The 17,546-nt window shown below is 47.9% G+C and carries 14 protein-coding genes; 12 read left to right on the top strand and 2 right to left on the bottom strand.

Annotation, left to right across the window (positions count from 1 at the left end):
- Positions 1-5: 5 nt before the first annotated feature.
- From FC34_RS04020 to FC34_RS03965, 12 genes are all read left to right on the top strand, one after another.
- Positions 6-1,328: a nucleobase:cation symporter-2 family protein gene (locus FC34_RS04020; RefSeq protein ID WP_420805034.1), complete on the top strand. Its 1,323-nt coding sequence runs from the start codon at positions 6-8 to the stop codon at positions 1,326-1,328.
- 20 nt (positions 1,329-1,348) lie between these two features.
- Positions 1,349-2,467: an ATP-grasp domain-containing protein gene (locus FC34_RS04015; protein WP_057894088.1), complete on the top strand. Its 1,119-nt coding sequence runs from the start codon at positions 1,349-1,351 to the stop codon at positions 2,465-2,467.
- Between the two features lie 8 nt (positions 2,468-2,475).
- Positions 2,476-3,771, top strand: coding sequence for an adenylosuccinate lyase (gene purB / locus FC34_RS04010; protein ID WP_057894087.1), 1,296 nt, complete (start codon positions 2,476-2,478; stop codon positions 3,769-3,771).
- Positions 3,772-3,947: 176 nt separating this feature from the next.
- Positions 3,948-6,182 carry a DNA helicase PcrA gene (pcrA, locus tag FC34_RS04005; protein WP_057894086.1) on the top strand — a complete coding sequence of 745 codons (2,235 nt, stop codon included), beginning with the start codon at positions 3,948-3,950 and terminating at the stop codon, positions 6,180-6,182.
- Positions 6,183-6,194: 12 nt separating this feature from the next.
- Entirely contained in the window at positions 6,195-8,219 is a 2,025-nt protein-coding gene (gene ligA, locus FC34_RS04000) for an NAD-dependent DNA ligase LigA (protein WP_057894085.1), read from the top strand.
- Positions 8,220-8,231: 12 nt separating this feature from the next.
- Positions 8,232-9,383, top strand: a complete 1,152-nt coding sequence (locus FC34_RS03995) for a CamS family sex pheromone protein (protein WP_057894084.1) — start codon at positions 8,232-8,234, stop codon at positions 9,381-9,383.
- 50 nt (positions 9,384-9,433) lie between these two features.
- Positions 9,434-9,730, top strand: a complete 297-nt coding sequence (gene gatC / locus FC34_RS03990) for an Asp-tRNA(Asn)/Glu-tRNA(Gln) amidotransferase subunit GatC (RefSeq protein WP_057894083.1) — start codon at positions 9,434-9,436, stop codon at positions 9,728-9,730.
- Positions 9,730-11,187 (top strand): Asp-tRNA(Asn)/Glu-tRNA(Gln) amidotransferase subunit GatA, encoded by a 1,458-nt coding sequence (gene gatA / locus FC34_RS03985; RefSeq protein ID WP_057894082.1) that lies wholly within the window; start codon positions 9,730-9,732, stop codon positions 11,185-11,187. The genes gatC and gatA overlap by 1 nt, the downstream gene beginning before the upstream one ends.
- Positions 11,187-12,617, top strand: a complete 1,431-nt coding sequence (gatB, locus tag FC34_RS03980; RefSeq protein WP_057894081.1) for an Asp-tRNA(Asn)/Glu-tRNA(Gln) amidotransferase subunit GatB — start codon at positions 11,187-11,189, stop codon at positions 12,615-12,617. Before gatA ends, gatB begins: the two co-directional genes overlap by 1 nt.
- 18 nt (positions 12,618-12,635) lie before the next feature.
- Positions 12,636-13,670, top strand: coding sequence for a diacylglycerol kinase (locus FC34_RS03975; protein ID WP_057894080.1), 1,035 nt, complete (start codon positions 12,636-12,638; stop codon positions 13,668-13,670).
- A gap of 128 nt (positions 13,671-13,798) precedes the next feature.
- Positions 13,799-15,157 carry a 23S rRNA (uracil(1939)-C(5))-methyltransferase RlmD gene (rlmD, locus tag FC34_RS03970; protein ID WP_057894079.1) on the top strand — a complete coding sequence of 453 codons (1,359 nt, stop codon included), beginning with the start codon at positions 13,799-13,801 and terminating at the stop codon, positions 15,155-15,157.
- 321 nt (positions 15,158-15,478) lie between these two features.
- On the top strand, positions 15,479-16,189 hold the full coding sequence (locus FC34_RS03965) for a DUF805 domain-containing protein (protein WP_162259764.1): 711 nt from the start codon (positions 15,479-15,481) through the stop codon (positions 16,187-16,189).
- 121 nt (positions 16,190-16,310) lie between these two features.
- Here the strand turns inward: FC34_RS03965 and FC34_RS03960 are convergent, their stop codons facing one another.
- Both FC34_RS03960 and FC34_RS03955 read right to left on the bottom strand, forming a co-directional pair.
- Entirely contained in the window at positions 16,311-17,237 is a 927-nt protein-coding gene (locus tag FC34_RS03960; protein ID WP_057894077.1) for an SPFH domain-containing protein, read from the bottom strand.
- Between the two features lie 11 nt (positions 17,238-17,248).
- The gene (locus tag FC34_RS03955; RefSeq protein ID WP_057894076.1) at positions 17,249-17,443 is read right to left on the bottom strand and encodes a hypothetical protein; all 195 of its coding nucleotides are present in this window, start codon (positions 17,441-17,443) and stop codon (positions 17,249-17,251) included.
- Between the last annotated feature and the right edge of the window lie 103 nt (positions 17,444-17,546).

Below are 17,546 nucleotides of genomic sequence, written 5' to 3'. Positions count from 1 at the left end.
ACATATTGAATTCAGAAGTTAGTACACCTAAAGCGGCGGTTTTAGGGCTGCAACACTTATTGGCGATGTATTCAGGTTCTGTCTTAGTGCCAATTCTGATTGGCGCGGCATTGCGCTTCAACACAGAACAGATGACCTACTTAGTTTCTATTGATATTTTCATGTGTGGGGTGGCGACCGCCTTACAAATCTTCAGCAATCGTTTCTTTGGCATTGGCCTGCCAGTGGTCTTGGGTTGCGCTGTACAGGCAGTCGCGCCACTGATTATGATTGGCCAAAAGTTTGACATTCAAACCATGTACGGCGCAATTATTGCCGCTGGTCTGTTTGTTTTCCTCATCGGGGGTGCCTTTGCGAAGCTGCGGCGGTTCTTTCCACCGTTGGTGACGGGGACCTTGATCACGGTCATTGGGTTGAGCTTGATTCCAGTGGCTTTCCAGAATATTGGCGGTGGCAGTACGACGGCCAAAAACTTTGGTAGCCTCCAGAACCTGTTAATAGGTGCGTTTACCGTCCTTTTGATTTTGGCCATCAATGTCTGGGGCCGGGGTTTTTTACGGTCAATTGCGATTCTAGTTGGTTTGGTTGGCGGGACAGTCTTAGCCGGATTCTTTGGCCAAGTCTCGTTTGCTCCCGTCGCTGAAGCAAGCTGGTTCCACATCCCGACACCATTTTACTTTGGTGTCCCGCATTTTGAATGGAGTTCCATTGCCACCATGATTCTGATTTCACTGGTGTCCATGGTCGAAAGTACCGGGGTTTTCTTTGCCCTTGGTGATATTGTTGAACGTAAAATTGGTGAACAAGATTTAAAGAAGGGGTATCGTGCCGAAGGTTTAGCTGTCTTACTCGGTGGCTTGTTCAACACCTTCCCTTACACGACCTTCTCGCAAAACGTCGGTTTAGTGCAATTGTCTGGAATCAAAACCCGCAAGCCAGTTATTTTTTCTGCGATTTTCTTGGTTATTCTTGGGTTACTGCCTAAGATTGGCGCTTTAGCGACGATTATTCCTGCACCTGTGTTAGGAGGCGCCATGCTCGTGATGTTCGGCATGGTTGCCGTGCAGGGCATTCGGATGTTGCAACAAGTTGATTTCCATGATGATAAGAATTTACTGGTCGCGGCCATTTCTATTGGCCTAGGCTTAGGGGTTACTGTGCAGCCGTCAATTGTGCAGTTCTTACCGAAAACCATCCAATTATTATTTGGCTCAGGGATACTCATGGCAAGTCTGAGTGCGGTATTATTAAACTGGCTCTTTAATTCAAAGACCCCACAGCCAGAAATGGAAGAAGCAGATGGGCTGAATGAATCGAGCAAATCCTAATCAAGAAATGAGGATGCAGTATGGCGCAGTTTATTAAGCCGGACGCGACGTTAGGGATTATTGGTGGCGGCTTGAGTGCATTTATGTTGGCGCAAACCGCCCACACCTTAGGCTTCAAAACCGTCATTCTTGCGACGAGTCAAACAGATATCGCCCTGACAGTCGCTGACATTCCCCTGGTTGGGGAAATGACTAATGGTGCTGTCCTCGCGCAAGTCGCAGAATTGAGTACCATTGTGACGTTCATCGATGAGTTTGTTGATGGTGATTTATTGCAGTCGCTGACCACACCGGCTCAGCTCCCGTCCACAACAGATTTATTGAGTGTGACGCAAGATCGTTATTTAGAACGCGTCTTTTTTGAGGATGAGAACCTCAACATCCTGCCTTATGCACAGGTCTTAACCCAAAATGATATTGAGTCAGCTGTGGACTCAGTTGGCTTTCCTTGTATTCTCAAACCGATGCAAAAAGGGTTTGGGACTGACCAGCAAATCAAACTGACCCAGTGGTCTGATATTGACGCGGTTCGCCAGCTTTTGCAGGAGCGGCCGTACATCGTCGAGGCTTGGCTAGATCATCCGGTCCAATTAACGGTCTTTGCTGCTAAAGCAGGCGATGACATTCAGGTTTTCCCAGTGATTGAGCAAGATATGCATCGGCAAAAACTCCGGGCGGACATTAGTCCTGCTCGGGTCAGTGTGGCCACTCAAGCCGAGGTGAGTCGGATTGCGACCAGCTTGGCCAAGGCCATCAACTATACCGGCGTCTTTGGCCTGGAATTGCTGGTCAACCAAAGCGGGACCTTGTACGTCAATCGGATTATTCCCATGCCTACCTTTAATGGCATGTTGATGACGACGACTACCGGTTACTCTATTTATGAACTCCATTTACGGGCCATTCTGGGCTGGCCATTACCAACTGTCCGCCCTCAAAATCCTGGAGTCATGTTGCCAGTCTTACCAGGGGATGCCGATGCTGTGATGACCCAAGTCCAGATTAAGCCCGATTGGCGATTCACATTCTATCCAGAAGGGAATCACTTTATCGGCGATATTCAGATAATAGGCGATTTGCCAACGATTGTCCGTGAAGTCAATGCTACCGGACATTTTCACATTGAAGAAAGAAAGTAGGCGTACATTTGATTCCACGTTATAGTCGCTCTGATATGGCTGCGGTTTGGTCTGAAGAGAATCGTTACCGCGCATGGCTGGAGGTTGAAATCCTAGCTGCTGAAGCGTGGGCTGAATTAGGCGAGATTCCGAGTGCAGATGTCGCTGCACTGCGGGCCAATGCCACTTTTGATGTGGACCGCATTGAAGAAATTGAAGCGGTCACCCGTCACGATGTTGTGGCGTTTACCCGCAACGTTTCAGAAAGCCTCGGCCCTGAGAAGAAGTGGGTGCACTATGGGCTCACAAGTACTGATGTCGTTGATACCGCGCAAGGTTACGTGATTAAGCAAGCTGACGCGATTCTGCGCCAAGATATTGATGACTTATTGGCTGCACTCAAGAAGCTAGCATTGACGCACAAAGATACTGTGATGATGGGCCGCACCCATGGCGTGCATGCTGAACCGACAACGTTTGGTTTAGTTGTCGCGTCGTGGTATTCAGAGATGAAACGCAATCGGGATCGTTTTGATCGCGCGGCGGCCGGGGTTGAAGCCGGTAAAATTAGTGGGGCGGTAGGGACTTTTGCCAATACGCCTCCTGAAGTAGAAGCCTATGTGACAGAACATCTTGGTTTACGCGCGCAAGAAATTAGCACCCAGATTCTCCCCCGGGATTTGCACGCTGACTACATCCAAACCTTAGGGCTAATTGCCACATCGGTTGAACGTTTTGCCTTACAAGTCCGCCATTTGCAGCGGACAGAAGTCCACGAAGTTGAAGAACATTTCAATCTGGGACAAAAGGGCAGTAGTGCCATGCCCCATAAGCGTAATCCAATTGGGAGTGAGAATGTTTCCGGTCTGGCCCGCGTGATTCGTGGTTATGCCACACCGGCGTTAGAAGATGTCGGTTTATGGCATGAACGCGATATTTCGCATTCGTCGGCTGAACGAATGATTCTGCCTGATGCGACTGGGTTGTTGGATTATATCTTGCATCGCTTCACCAGCATCATTAGCAATTTGGATGTTTTCCCTGAAACGATGTTAGCCAACATGCAAAAGACGCATGGCTTGATCTTCAGTCAGCGGGTCATGCTAAAGCTAATCGAAAAAGGTCTCAGCCGTGAAGCGGCCTATGATCTGGTTCAACCTAAGACAGCTTTGGCTTGGGATGAACAACGTGATTTCAGAACACTTCTTGAAGCTGATCCAGAAGTGACGACCCGCCTGTCGCCCAGCGACTTGGACGAAGCCTTCGACTACCATTATCATCTTCGACACGTCGATGATATTTTTCATCGTGTCGGCTTAGAATAAAATAAAAAAGAAGTTTCGCCAGAACCAACCGTTCGGTGAAGCTTCTTTTTTGCGTGAATCAAGTGGATACGGATGCGCCGGACTTTCTGATTGCAAACGTCCCATGACTAGTGAATTTTTGGTACAATTAACCTATCTGTTTCTATGTGCATGTGAATGAAAGGACGAGTATACCGATGGCAACAACAGCCCTACTTAAAGGAATGAACGACAAACAATCTGAGGCAGTCTTAGCGACTGAAGGACCAGTGCTGATCATGGCTGGGGCCGGCTCAGGCAAGACGCGGGTGTTAACACATCGGATTGCGTACCTCATCGAAGAAAAAAATGTGAATCCTTGGCAAATTTTGGCCATTACGTTTACGAACAAGGCCGCTCAAGAGATGAAAGACCGGGTGGGCCAGCTACTGGATGCCACGGCCGCTCAAGATGTCTGGGTCTCAACGTTCCATGCGCTATGTGTTCGCATTTTACGTCGGGATATTGAAAAGCTCGGCTTTAATCGGGCTTTCACCATCGCTGACCCCGCTGAGCAATTAACCCTAATTAAACATATTTTGCGTGACCAAAATCTTGATCCTAAGCGTTATGATCCCAAGTCAATCTTAGGCACAATTAGCAACGCCAAGAATGATTTGCTGACCCCTAAGGCCTATGCCAAGGAAGCAGCGGGGCCTTTTGAACAAATCGTGGCCCAGGTGTACGCCGAATATCAAAAGCGGTTAGCCAGTGATCAGGCCTTAGACTTTGATGACTTAATCATGCAGACCATTGTGTTGTTCCAGCAAGATCCAGACACGTTGAAATTTTATCAAAATAAGTTCCGATACATCCATGTGGATGAATATCAAGACACCAATGAAGCCCAATATCAATTGGTTCACTTGTTGGCTGATGGCTTCCATAACTTGTGTGTGGTTGGGGATGCTGACCAGAGTATTTATGGTTGGCGGGGAGCCAACATGGAAAACATCATGAATTTCCAAAAGGACTATCCGGATGCGCAAGTGATTCTGTTGGAACAAAATTACCGGAGTACTAAAACCATTTTGTCGGCAGCAAACGACGTGATTAAGAACAACAGTTATCGTCAAGCAAAAACATTGTGGACAGAGAATAGTGAAGGCGAGAAGATCACTTATTATCGGGCTCAGAGTGAAACCGATGAAGCGCTCTATGTGGTTCGCCAAATTGAAGACGCCGTGAAGGCCAAGACCCATCGCTTGGGTGATTTCGCGGTTCTGTATCGGACTAATGCCCAATCGCGTGCGGTCGAAGAAGCCTTTGTGAAGGCTAATATTCCGTATAAGATGGTCGGCGGACATAAGTTCTACGACCGCAAAGAAATTCGGGATGTGCTGGCCTACTTCCGCCTAGTCGTGAATCCGGATGATGACATGAGTTTTAACCGGATTGTCAACGAACCCAAACGCGGGATTGGCGGCACGAGTCTTGATAAGCTCACGGCCTTTGCCCAGCAAAATGGCTGGTCCTTGCTCGAAGCTGCGCGCAACGCGGAACTCTCTGGTGTGAGTGGCAAGGCGCGCACGGCCTTAGCTGATTTCGGCCGGCGGATTGAAATGATTGCCAATAAACGCTCCGGTGCCTCGGTCACTGACTTGATGCAAGCCATTTTGGACGACACCGGTTATCTCGCGGCGTTACAAGCGGCCAAGACGGTTGAGGCGGAAACCCGGATTGATAACTTGCAAGAATTAATGACTGTAACCCAGAACTTTGATACCCATTACCAACCAGAAAACGAAGACAGTGATATTTTTGTCGACTTCCTCGCTGATTTGTCCCTGTTATCCGATCAAGATGACATTGAAGATGATGCCCAAGAAGTGACGATGATGACGCTGCATGCTGCCAAAGGACTAGAATTCCCGATCGTGTTCTTGGTCGGGATGGAAGAGGGCCTGTTCCCATTGAGTCGAGCGGCGATGGACGAGAATGAACTCGAAGAAGAACGACGCTTGGCTTATGTCGGGATTACCCGGGCCAAACAGAAACTTTACTTAAGTAATGCCTATGGTCGCTTACTCTACGGACGCCGGCAAAACAATCCGGCCAGTCGTTTCATCGAAGAAATTGACCAAAGTCTCATCGATCAACCCGATGTGGCCCAACGGACCGGGATTCCATTTATTGATCGTACCCAACGAGCTGTTAATCCAAGTTATGACCAACGCCGAACAGGCACACCGGCAACGGTGGCCAAGGCGCCAACGACTGGGGCAGGCAACACCGACTGGCAGCCAGGCGATAAGGTGGAACATCGTAAGTGGGGCGTCGGGACTGTCGTTAAAGTTAATGGCAGTGGAGACGATCAAGAACTCGATATTGCATTTAAAGAACAAGGGGTCAAGCGGCTCTTGGCTGCCTTTGCCCCAATTGTGAAAGCATAGGAGGCGGTTTTGATGTTGGCCAAACCTGTAGCAGACTATACTAAAGCACAAGCTAAACAAACCATTACCCAGTTAGTCACCCAGTTGAACCAGTGGCGTACCGAGTACTACACCAATGATGCGCCCAGTGTTGAAGATCATGTCTATGATGAACAATACCGGGACCTGGAGCAATTAGAGGCCGCTTTTCCCGACTTGGTGAGCCCAGATTCGCCAACGCAACAAGTGGGGGATGCCGTCAATCCAGCGTTTAATAAAGTGGCCCATGACATTCCGATGCTTTCAATGGGAGATGTCTTCTCGTTTGACGAACTAAGTCAATGGAATGATCGTTTGGTCAAGGGGTTGGATAGATCAATTGACTACAATGTTGAACTCAAAATTGACGGTTTGGCGATTTCACTAGTCTATGAGAACGGTAAACTGGTCCAGGGCTCAACTCGAGGCAATGGGACTGTCGGTGAAGACATCACCAAAAATTTATTAACGATTGCTGATATTCCTCATGAACTGAAGCAACCAGTCAGTCTTGAGGTCCGAGGCGAATGTTACATGCCCAAGGCCGCTTTTGCCAGTCTGAATGAACGCCGAGAAGCAGAAGGCGCGCCAGTATTCGCTAATCCGAGAAATGCTGCTGCGGGAAGTTTACGCCAACTCAATGCCAAGGTGACAGCTGAACGTCAATTAGCGACCTTTATTTATACGTTGGTTGAACCAGAACGGTTTAATGTCACAACACAGCACCAGGCCCTAGCGTTCATGCAAAGTCTTGGCTTTACGACTAATCCGACTGCTGAAGTCTGGTCGGCGATGGCCGATGTTGAAGCCTACATTACCCGGTACACGGCCGACCGAGATGCATTGGCGTATGGGATTGATGGGGTCGTTCTAAAAGTGAACGATTTGGCGACTCAAACAGCTTTGGGCAATACGGTTAAAGTCCCGCGCTGGGAAATTGCATACAAATTCCCACCAGAAGAAGCCCAGACGGTGGTTCACGCGATTGAGTGGACTGTTGGTCGCACCGGGGTCGTCACCCCAACGGCCGTGATGGATCCAGTCTTGTTAGCCGGGACAACTGTTAGCCGAGCTTCATTGCACAATGCGGATTACATTGCCGATAAGGATATTCGATTAGGCGATACCGTGCTGCTCCACAAAGCAGGCGATATCATCCCTGAGATTTCGACGGTAGTTTTAGCGTTGCGTCCAAAAGAGAGCCAACCGCTAACGATTCCGACCCAATGTCCATCGTGTGGCTCAGACCTTGTCCACTTGGATGATGAAGTCGCCTTACGCTGTATTAATCCAATGTGTCCAGCACAGATGGCAGAACAGTTAACGCATTTTGCCTCCCGGAATGCGATGAATATTGATGGGCTAGGACCAAAAATTGTCGCTCAGTTGCAAAGCAAGAAGTTGGTCAAAGATGTGGCCGATTTGTATACTTTGACGGCTGAGGACTTGGCGGGCCTGGAGAAGTTCAAGGATAAATCAATTAATAATTTGTTAAACGCCATTGATAATAGTCGGCAGAATTCCGTTGAACGGTTACTATTTGGTTTGGGGATTCGCCACGTCGGCGGCAAAGCGGCTCGAATTTTAGCAGAGCACTTTGGGGACTTGCCGGCCATTATGGCCGCAGATACACTGGCTATCAGTGAGGTCAATGGGATTGGCCCTATCATTGCCGATTCCTTACGCACGTATCTCGATACGCCCGAGGCGCAGGCGCTAATCGCTCAGCTACAACAGGTGGGCGTCAACATGCAATATCATGGCACAAGCGCGCCCGTGGCTGATAGTGTCTTCAGTGGTAAAACTGTGGTTATTACCGGAAAATTCAGTGAATTCTCCCGCCCTGAATTGGCACAACAATTAGAAGCTTTGGGAGCTAAAGTGACGGGATCAGTTTCGAAGAAGACTGATTTATTGGTCGCTGGTGACGCCGCTGGCAGTAAATTAACGAAAGCGCAAAGCCTTGATGTGCCTATCATGGCAGAAGCAGAACTGTTAACAAACTTAAAACAGGATTGAGGCCTCTTTTCAATGAAAAAAACATTACTTGCCGGACTGATGTTCAGTCTAGTTATCTTCTTGAGTGCCTGTGGCAAACTGAACTTTGACTCAGGCTCAGGCTCAACGAGTGGGACCAAGTCCAGCGCTTATCAAACCACAGGTGCCGTGACTTCGGATATGTATCAGGGTGTGATTAAAAACGGTCGTTATCAGATTTCGTCTGCCCGGGGCTTGACGCTCCAACAGAATACACAGGGATCAAACACCTATAATATCAAGAGCATGGAAAATGGCTTGCTCAATTTGTCTAAGGAACAATTTTCGCCTCAGAAATACGTCTTTCAAGAAGGCCAATTATTGTCGACCAGTGTGGCCCGTAATTGGTTAGGTCGTGAAAGTAGTTCGAATCCTGATGGCCTTAATCCCAAAGACAATGGCAAGAAAGATCCTGATACCCGCAATCCTATCTACTTGCAACAGGTGCTGGAACAAGACTACATGGTTGATAGTGGCGATGGCATGAAGCTCGGGGGTATTTCAATTGCCTTGGGATTGAACAAAGTCGACTACTACACGAAGACCCAATACGGCGCCCAATTCTCGACCACAATTTCTAATGCCACGTTGACCGAGAAGGGTGAAGCAATGGCCAAGAAAGTCGTTGAGCGCTTGCGGAAAATGAACGGGGTGAGTGCAGACACGCCGATTCTGATCGGCCTGTATGTCCAAGCCGAAAGTGACAGTCTCGTTGGTGGCACTTTCAGCAATTATACGGTCGCAAAATCAGGCACCAACCTTGGCACCTGGCAGAACTTAAATGAACAGAATGAAGTCTTGCCAGTCGTCGGGAATAATAAAGCCTTGAACACTAATGTGGCCAATGACTTTAGTAATTTCACCACCCAAATCAACTCATTCTTCCCAACATTGGCGGGGACGACGGCCCAAGTCCATTATGTCGATAAAGAATTGGCTGGGATGAAGATTACAATCAATACCCAGTTCTATGGCGAAACAGAAATTATGAGTTTCACCCAGTATGTCGGCACCAGTGCCAACAAGTTACTTCCAAGTGGGGTCCCAATCGACATCACGATTCAATCGGTTCAAGGCACACAAGCCTTTCTGTCACGAGCGAATGGTGATAAGAGTTTTTATTCCCACATTTTTGACAGCTATTAATCAATTTTGTTGTGGTACACTAAACAACGGTTTAAGAAAGTAGGGATATTATGATTTCAAAAGCTGATGTCGCCCACGTCGCGGAACTTGCACGGCTGGAATTTAGTGACGCAGAACTTGATCAATTCACCGCACAATTAGATGAAATTTTAAATATGGTCGACCAACTAGAAAGTGTCGACACGACTGATGTTCCAGTGACAACCCAAAGTGTCCATCTGGAAAATATCATGCGCCAAGATGTTGCCAGCACACCAACCCCTCTAAATGAGTTGATGGCAAATGTGCCAACCTCAAAGGGCAATTTGATTCAGGTCCCTGCAATTATCGACAAGGAGGAAGACTAGTGGATTACTTCAAAACCGATATCGAGAAGTTGCATCACCAGTTAGCCAATGGCGAATTGACAAGTGTTGATTTAGTTCAATCAACCCTTGAAGGCATTAGCCAAATTGACCCTGAAGTGCAGGCGTTCGTCACTGTGAACACTGCAGCCGCTTTAAAGCAGGCAGAAGCTGTTGATCAAGCCGGTATTGCCACAGATCAACCCTTAGCTGGTGTTCCAGTAGCCATTAAAGACAACATCGTCACCAAGGGGCTGAAGACGACGGCCAGTTCCAAGATGTTGGCGAATTTTGTGCCCATTTATGATGCCACGGTTGTTGAGAAGTTGACCGCGGCGGGGGCAATTAATGTCGGCAAGACTAACTTAGATGAATTCGCGATGGGTTCCTCAACGGAAAACTCGGCGATTCAAGTGACCAAAAATGCCTGGGATCATACCAAAGTGCCTGGTGGTTCTTCCGGCGGCTCGGCGGCATCAGTGGCCAGTGGTCAAGTGGTTGTTGCCTTGGGGACTGACACCGGTGGTTCCATCCGCCAACCAGCAGCCTTTAATGGCGTTGTTGGATTTAAACCCACGTATGGTCGCGTTTCACGCTGGGGCTTGATTGCCTTTGGGTCTAGCTTAGATGCCATTGGGACTTTAACTCGTCGCGTCCGCGACTCAGTGCCCGTGATGAATACTATTATTGGTCATGATGACAAAGACAGCACGACGGTTGACCGTTCCGCTGAAGATTTGGGTGCCAAAATTGGCCAAGATCTCACTGGAATGAAGATTGCCCTACCTAAAGAATATTTGGGCGACGGGGTCGACGCCGCCATCGTGGCTCAGGTTCAAGCAGCAGCTAAGCAGTTTGAAGCTATGGGTGCGACTGTGGAAGAAGTGTCATTACCGCACACCAAGTATGCCGTTCCTGCGTACTACATCATTGCGAGTTCAGAAGCCAGTTCAAACTTGCAACGATTTGATGGGATTCGCTACGGATTCCGGGCCCAAGACGTCAAGACCTTGGACGATGTTTATGTTCGGTCCCGCTCTGAAGGCTTTGGTGCCGAAGTCAAGCGGCGCATTATGTTGGGGACTTTCTCGTTGTCAGCTGGGTTCTATGATGCCTACTTCAAGAAAGCAGGCCAAGTGCGGACCTTGATTACCCGCGACTTTGAACAAGTCTTTGAAAACTACGATCTCATTATCGGACCGACCACCCCAACGCCAGCCTTTAAGATTGGCGATAAGGTGACTGATCCATTGACCATGTATATGAATGATATTCTGACCATTCCTGTGAACTTGGCCGGCTTACCTGCAATGTCGGTGCCTGCCGGTTTCGTTGACGGGATGCCTGTGGGCTTACAATTAATTGCCAAGCATTTTGATGAAGCCACCTTGTATCAAGCGGGGGCCGCATTTGAAGATGCCAACAATTATGTGGATCAGATTCCAGGGGGGCAAGCCTAATGAATTTTGAAACAACAATTGGCCTTGAGGTCCATGTTGAGTTAAAAACCCAATCGAAAATGTTCTCACCAAGTCCTGTCAGTTATGGGGCGGAGCCAAATACTGAAACCAATGTCATTGACTGGGGTTTCCCCGGCGTTTTGCCAAGCATTAACCGCGGGGCCTATGAATTAGGCTTGATGGTCGCGCTGGCCTTACACGCTGAGATTACACCGGTGACTCATTTTGACCGGAAGAACTACTTCTATCCTGATAATCCCAAGGCCTACCAAATTACTCAAAGCGAAGCGCCGCTGGCAACGAATGGCTGGGTTGAAATTGAGGTTGATGGTCACAAGAAGAAGATTGGGATTGCGGAATTACACGTTGAAGAAGATGCCGGTAAAAACCAGCACGAAGACGACGGTTATTCCTATGTCGATTTAAACCGGCAGGGAACACCGCTGGTCGAAATTGTCTCGAAGCCCGATATTGCGACACCAGAAGAGGCATACGCTTATCTGGAAACCTTGCGTCAAATCGTCCAATTTACCGGGGCATCTGACGTGAAGATGGAAGAAGGCTCTATGCGGGTTGACTCCAACTTATCTGTCCGGCCTATCGGCCAACAAGCGTTTGGGACCAAAACTGAAATCAAAAACCTGAATAGTTTTGCCCACGTGCGCGATGGATTGACTTATGAACAAAACCGCCAGTCAGCCTTACTGTTGTCAGGTGGCAGTGTCCGGCCAGAAACCCGGCGCTATGATCCCAACACCAAGGAAACCATTTTGATGCGGGTGAAGGAAGGCGCAGATGATTATCGCTACTTCCCAGAACCTGATTTGCCACCTGTGACCGTTTCTAAAGAATGGATTGAGACTGCCCAAGGACGCCTACCAGAAATGCCAGCTAAGCGGCGCGAACGTTATATTAACGCGATGGGGATTCCAGAATACGACGCTGGCGTTTTGACGGCTACCAAAGAAATGTCTGATTTCTTTGAAGCCACCGTGACAGCAGGCGCAGATCCAAAGCAGGCCTCTAACTGGCTGATGGGTGAAGTCTCAGGGTATTTGAATGCAAACCATTTAGAACTCAAGGATGTTGCCTTAACACCAGTTCATCTCGCCGGTATGATCGAATTAATCGATGACGGCACGATTTCAAGCAAGATTGCTAAAAAGGTCTTCCAAGAAATTATTAAGAATGACACGGATCCAGCCGCTTGGGTCAAGGCTAAAGGTCTGATTCAAGAGTCTGATCCAGCCGTTCTGACACCAATCATCGATGAAATTCTCGATAATAATCAACAAAGTATCGATGACTTCCATAACGGGAAGGACCGGGCTGTCGGTTTCTTAGTCGGACAGATTATGAAACAAACGCACGGTCAAGCTAATCCAAAGGTAGTCAATGACATTCTGTTAACTGAATTAAATAAACGATAATGATAGAGGGGTAGCACCATGACGCAACGGGCACGGTTAATTTACAATCCAACAGCAGGTAATGAAGGCTTAAAGCGATTCGTGGCCGACATTCTAGCAGTGATGGAAGAAGCAGGCTACGAAAGTAGTGCCTTCCAAACCACACCAGAACCATTTTCAGCTAAGAATGAAGCCATTCGGGCGACAGAAACAGGCTTTGATTTAATTGTGGCCGCGGGTGGCGACGGGACAATTAATGAAGTGGTCAACGGCATTGCTGGGTTCCCTCAGCGGCCAAAAATGGCGATTATCCCTGCTGGGACGACCAATGACTATGCGCGTGCGCTTCGAATTCCTCGCGAAAATCCAGTTGATGCGGCTAAGATTATCCTTAAAGGACAAACGTTGCGGATGGATATCGGCCAAGCCAATAATCACTATTTCATGAATATTGCCGGCGGCGGCCTGCTGACGGAATTAACCTACGCCGTGCCATCGGAATTTAAGTCAATTTTTGGCTACCTCGCGTATTTGATTAAGGGCGCAGAGATGTTGCCGGCCGTGCATACGGAAGAAATGCGCTTAGAATATGATGACGGGGTTTATGAAGGCCCCGCCAGCATGTTCTTGCTTGGGATGACAAACTCGATTGGTGGCTTTGAGCAAATCTTACCCGATGCTGCCCTGGGAGATGGGCGTTTCTCACTGATTATTGTTAAAACTGGTAACATGGCTGAATTTCTCCGCTTGATGGCTTTGGTCTTCAACGGCGGGCGGCATGTGGATGATCCCCAAATTATTTATACGAAGACACGGGAATTAACCGTGAGTCTCGCCGATAAAGAACCGATGAAGATTAATTTGGACGGCGAGTATGGTGGTGATTCACCAATGCATTTCGTCAATTTACGCCAGCATATTGAAATGTATGCCAATGTCGACGAAATTCCATCTAAGAACATCGGGCCAGATCAGTCTGCCAGCGCCGAGTATCTTGAAGAAGTTGAATCGATTTCCCAACAAGATATCGATGGTGATGGTGAAATTGGCCATCATCATGACAGCCAAAAATAAGCACTGCTAAAAGCCGATGCCAGCTCTGCTGGACTCGGCTTTTTGCGTGGCGAGATGAGCGTGACTTATTTTTCAGGCTGACATGTGATATACTGCTGAGAGCATTCAGACAAAAAGGAGACTACACTTTGGTTCAAACACCAGTACAAAAGAATCAGGATTTAACTGTCGAAATTGAAGATTTAACTTATGAAGGCCTGGGGGTCGCCAAGGTTGATGGCTATCCGCTTTTCATTGACAACGCGTTGCCAGGTGAGAGAAGTGAAATTCACGTCATCAAGACGCTCAAGCAATTTGGTTTTGCTCGAGTGACCAAGCGTCTTACGACATCGCCTGATCGGGTGGAAACTGTTGGTCGCGAATACACACAAACAGGGATTGCTCCACTCCATCATTTGGCCTATCCTGCACAATTGACTTTCAAAGAAAATCAAATTCGCCAACTTTACAAGAAAGCCCATCTTAACATCGAGGTTCTGCCAAGTTTAGGGATGGCTGATCCATTGGGCTATCGGAATAAGGCGCAAATCCCAGTCCGGGAAATTAATGGTCGTTTAGAAACAGGATTCTATAAGAAACGTACCCATGATTTGATTCCGATCGAAGATTTTTATATTCAAGACCCTGAAATTGATAGAGCCATTCTGGTCGTCCGTGATTTGCTCCGGCAGTATCACATTCCCGCATACAACGAAGCAGATAACAGTGGGTTAATTCGGCATATTATGGTGCGCCGGGGGTATTACAGTCATGAGATGATGGTTGTCTTAGTCACTCGGGCCTGGGCGCTGCCATATGAAGAAGAGATTATTACTGGCATTACTTCAGCTTTGCCAGAAGTAACCAGTATTGTTCAAGATTACAATCCGAAGGCGACTAATGTCATTCTTGGCCCTAAGACCAAAACCTTGTACGGGAAGGACTATCTGACGGATCATTTGTTGGGTAGTGAATTCCACATTTCTGCCTTAAGTTTCTATCAAGTCAATCCCACCCAAACTGAGGTGTTATATACCCGGGCAGTTGAAGAGGCTGGTCTGACCGGTAATGAAGTCGTGATTGATGCGTATTCTGGGATTGGGACCATTTCGCTGACGATGGCCCGGCATGCCAAGCAGGTGTACGGGGTTGAAATCGTGCCACAAGCTGTCGAAGATGCTCGCGAAAATGCGAAAATCAATGGCATTAAGAACGTTGATTTCACTGTCGGCAAGGCAGAAGAGGTCATGCAGCAATGGAAGGATGCCGGTCTAAAAGCCGATGTCCTCATGGTTGATCCACCGCGGAAGGGTTTAGATGAAGCGTTCATCGATGCGGCTGGATATATGAAGCCCAAGAAGATTGTCTATGTCTCATGTAATCCCGCTACGTTGGCGCGTGATATCAATCGTCTCGGTGCCTTTGGTTATCAAGCCCACACGACTCAACCCGTGGATATGTTCCCACAAACGCAGCATATTGAAAGTATCACTGTCCTCACACGGTAATAGCGAAGACAAAAGCGGTTGGGCCCAAAATGATGTTTTGGGCCCAACCGCTTTTTAATATTCGAACAATAGAGGTTAATCGCGTTCCAAAAGACAGAAAATTCCGCTCGTTGCGAGTTTGCACACGTTAGGGCTCGAGTCAAAGCCGCAATTTGAGCCTCATCATCACTCCCGGGTAATTCTCGTTTTCTACCGGCTGTTGGTGCAACTTTTCTGGCTGTAAGCCTTGTCAATCCTGGTTTTCAGTCGCTTACATGCCTATAACATGTTATATTGGTTGATGAACTGATGTCTCAATCAACTGGGCATCTGGAGGAGGAAATGATGAAGAAGATTATGGAAGTACCTGGCCAAGTGTCATTTGGTCAAGCCTTTAAAGATTTTTGGCGGGGTTACATTGAATTTAACGGGCGTTCAACTCGTGCCGGTTACTGGTGGATGCGTTTAGTCGTTAGCGTTTGGATGGGCATTTTACTCACTGGGACCACTGTTAGCGTGGTGAATTTCGGCATGCAGTTTTTCACGGGTGAACGCAGCACGACTGTGATTACCGCGATGATTGTGTTTATCGCGCTGCTAATCTTATCAAGCTTAGCCTTATTCCTGCCAGATTTAGCGCTGTCCGTCCGGCGATCTCGTGATGTCGGTCTTCGTGGCCGCGGCACGCTCGTCATCTGGGCGGTGATGGTGGTGTTGGAAGTGATCGTGATGGCACAGCGGATGGCCACACAACTTGCATATGAAGGCCCTTATGGCCGGCCGGGTTTTGCAGGCCAGCCTTGGTTAACTAATTGGGTCACCCTTGTCTTTGGTTTGATTTTCCTGATTATGGCCGTGTTACCAACGGACTTATTCACCGTCAAAGCTGAAAGTAATGGTTTTATGAAGTTCTTCTTCCGTGTGAAAACGCCTGCGGGCGCTGACAGTTCGGCAGCTGATGAGGCCACACAACCATCCGCAACGGCACAGTCTGAAACGTCGAGTGTCGCTGACCCCAGTGCACCAACGGCTTCAGAAGCTCCAAAAAAATAAATGCACTCACGCTCGATGCCGCATAAATATAAAGCTTTGACACGTTGCACCAAAGAAGCGTCATCTTGGGGACAAAAAATAGTATTAAAAAAACCAGCCTATTGGGCTGGTTTTTTTGTGATTAGTCTTTGTTGGTTTTGACGGCTGAGTTGGCAAGGACTTGGCCAACAGCGGGGAGGGACCCAAGTGAATCGATAGCAGAACTTGGTAAGACAATCGTATTAGATGTGCCTTTGGCCAATTCTTCTAACGCCTCGATATTCTTAAACTGCAGATATAAATCACCGTTTTCTGTTAATCCGGTCTTAATGGAATCAATTTGATCGTGAATCGATTCAGCAATCAAGCGCTGACTCTCGGCGCGGCCTTGGGCCTGTAGAATTTGGGTCTGTTTATTGGCTTCAGCTTCAAGGATGGTGGCCTGTTTCTCACCTTCGGCCTTGGCAATGGCAGCTTGTTTGTGGCCTTCAGCTTCCATGATATTAGCTTCCCGTTCCCGAGAAGCACGGAGCAATTTGTTCATGGAGTCTTGGATGGTACTGTCGACTTGAATCGAATCAATATTGACCCGGTCAACATTCAATCCGTACCCGGCAGTCGTTTCACCAATCTGTTCAAAGAGTGTCCGGTTAATAGACTCAGTACCGTTCAGCACATCATTCAAATCCATATTGCCAATTATTCCCCGCAAGTTGGCGCGAGTGTCTTGGACCATTGAAAGAACGGAATCTTTGTTCTGATAGACATAAGCGTTGACATCGGTAATGTGATACTTCAAGGTCTCTGAAATCCGGACGACCACATTGTCTTTGGTGATGACTTCTTGTTCATCGACCTTCAGCGGAATTTGCTTCATGTTTACAATTTCTGTGATGCGATAAATAAGGGGCAAGACAACATGGAAGCCAGGTTCCAAGGTCTCAGTGTATTTCCCAAGGCGTTCCACAATGCCAACTTCCCCCGTATGGATAATCGCGACACTAGTAAAAAGCACGACAAGAATCAATAAAATGATCACAATTGACGCAATTAATAGCACAAGATTCATTATTACTCCTCCTAATAAGCCAATACTGAATCGGCAGCCACGACTTCCAGGTATCGTGGGGTATGGCGCAAGACAATCACCTGCGTGCCGATTTCAGCCGGACGCAACAAATGGTATTGGTATCGAATGCCAAAGAAACTGACTTGGCCATATTCTGCCGCACTGGTTAAGGTAAAGGTCAGGCCAAGCAGCCGATCATCAAGCATGTCCTCACTCCTTTATGTTTCTACCGCTATTATGGGAGTCAAGCGGACATTGGTCAATGTCGAATCATGGTCGGGCTTGGGGCTGATTTTTGGCGGGAAGCCG

The organism is Lacticaseibacillus brantae DSM 23927 (assembly GCF_001436115.1).
In the GTDB taxonomy this organism is placed as follows: Bacteria; Bacillota; Bacilli; order Lactobacillales; family Lactobacillaceae; genus Lacticaseibacillus; species Lacticaseibacillus brantae.
The sequence above is the reverse complement of the archived record's forward strand: the minus strand, read 5'-3'. Positions and strand labels throughout refer to the sequence as shown.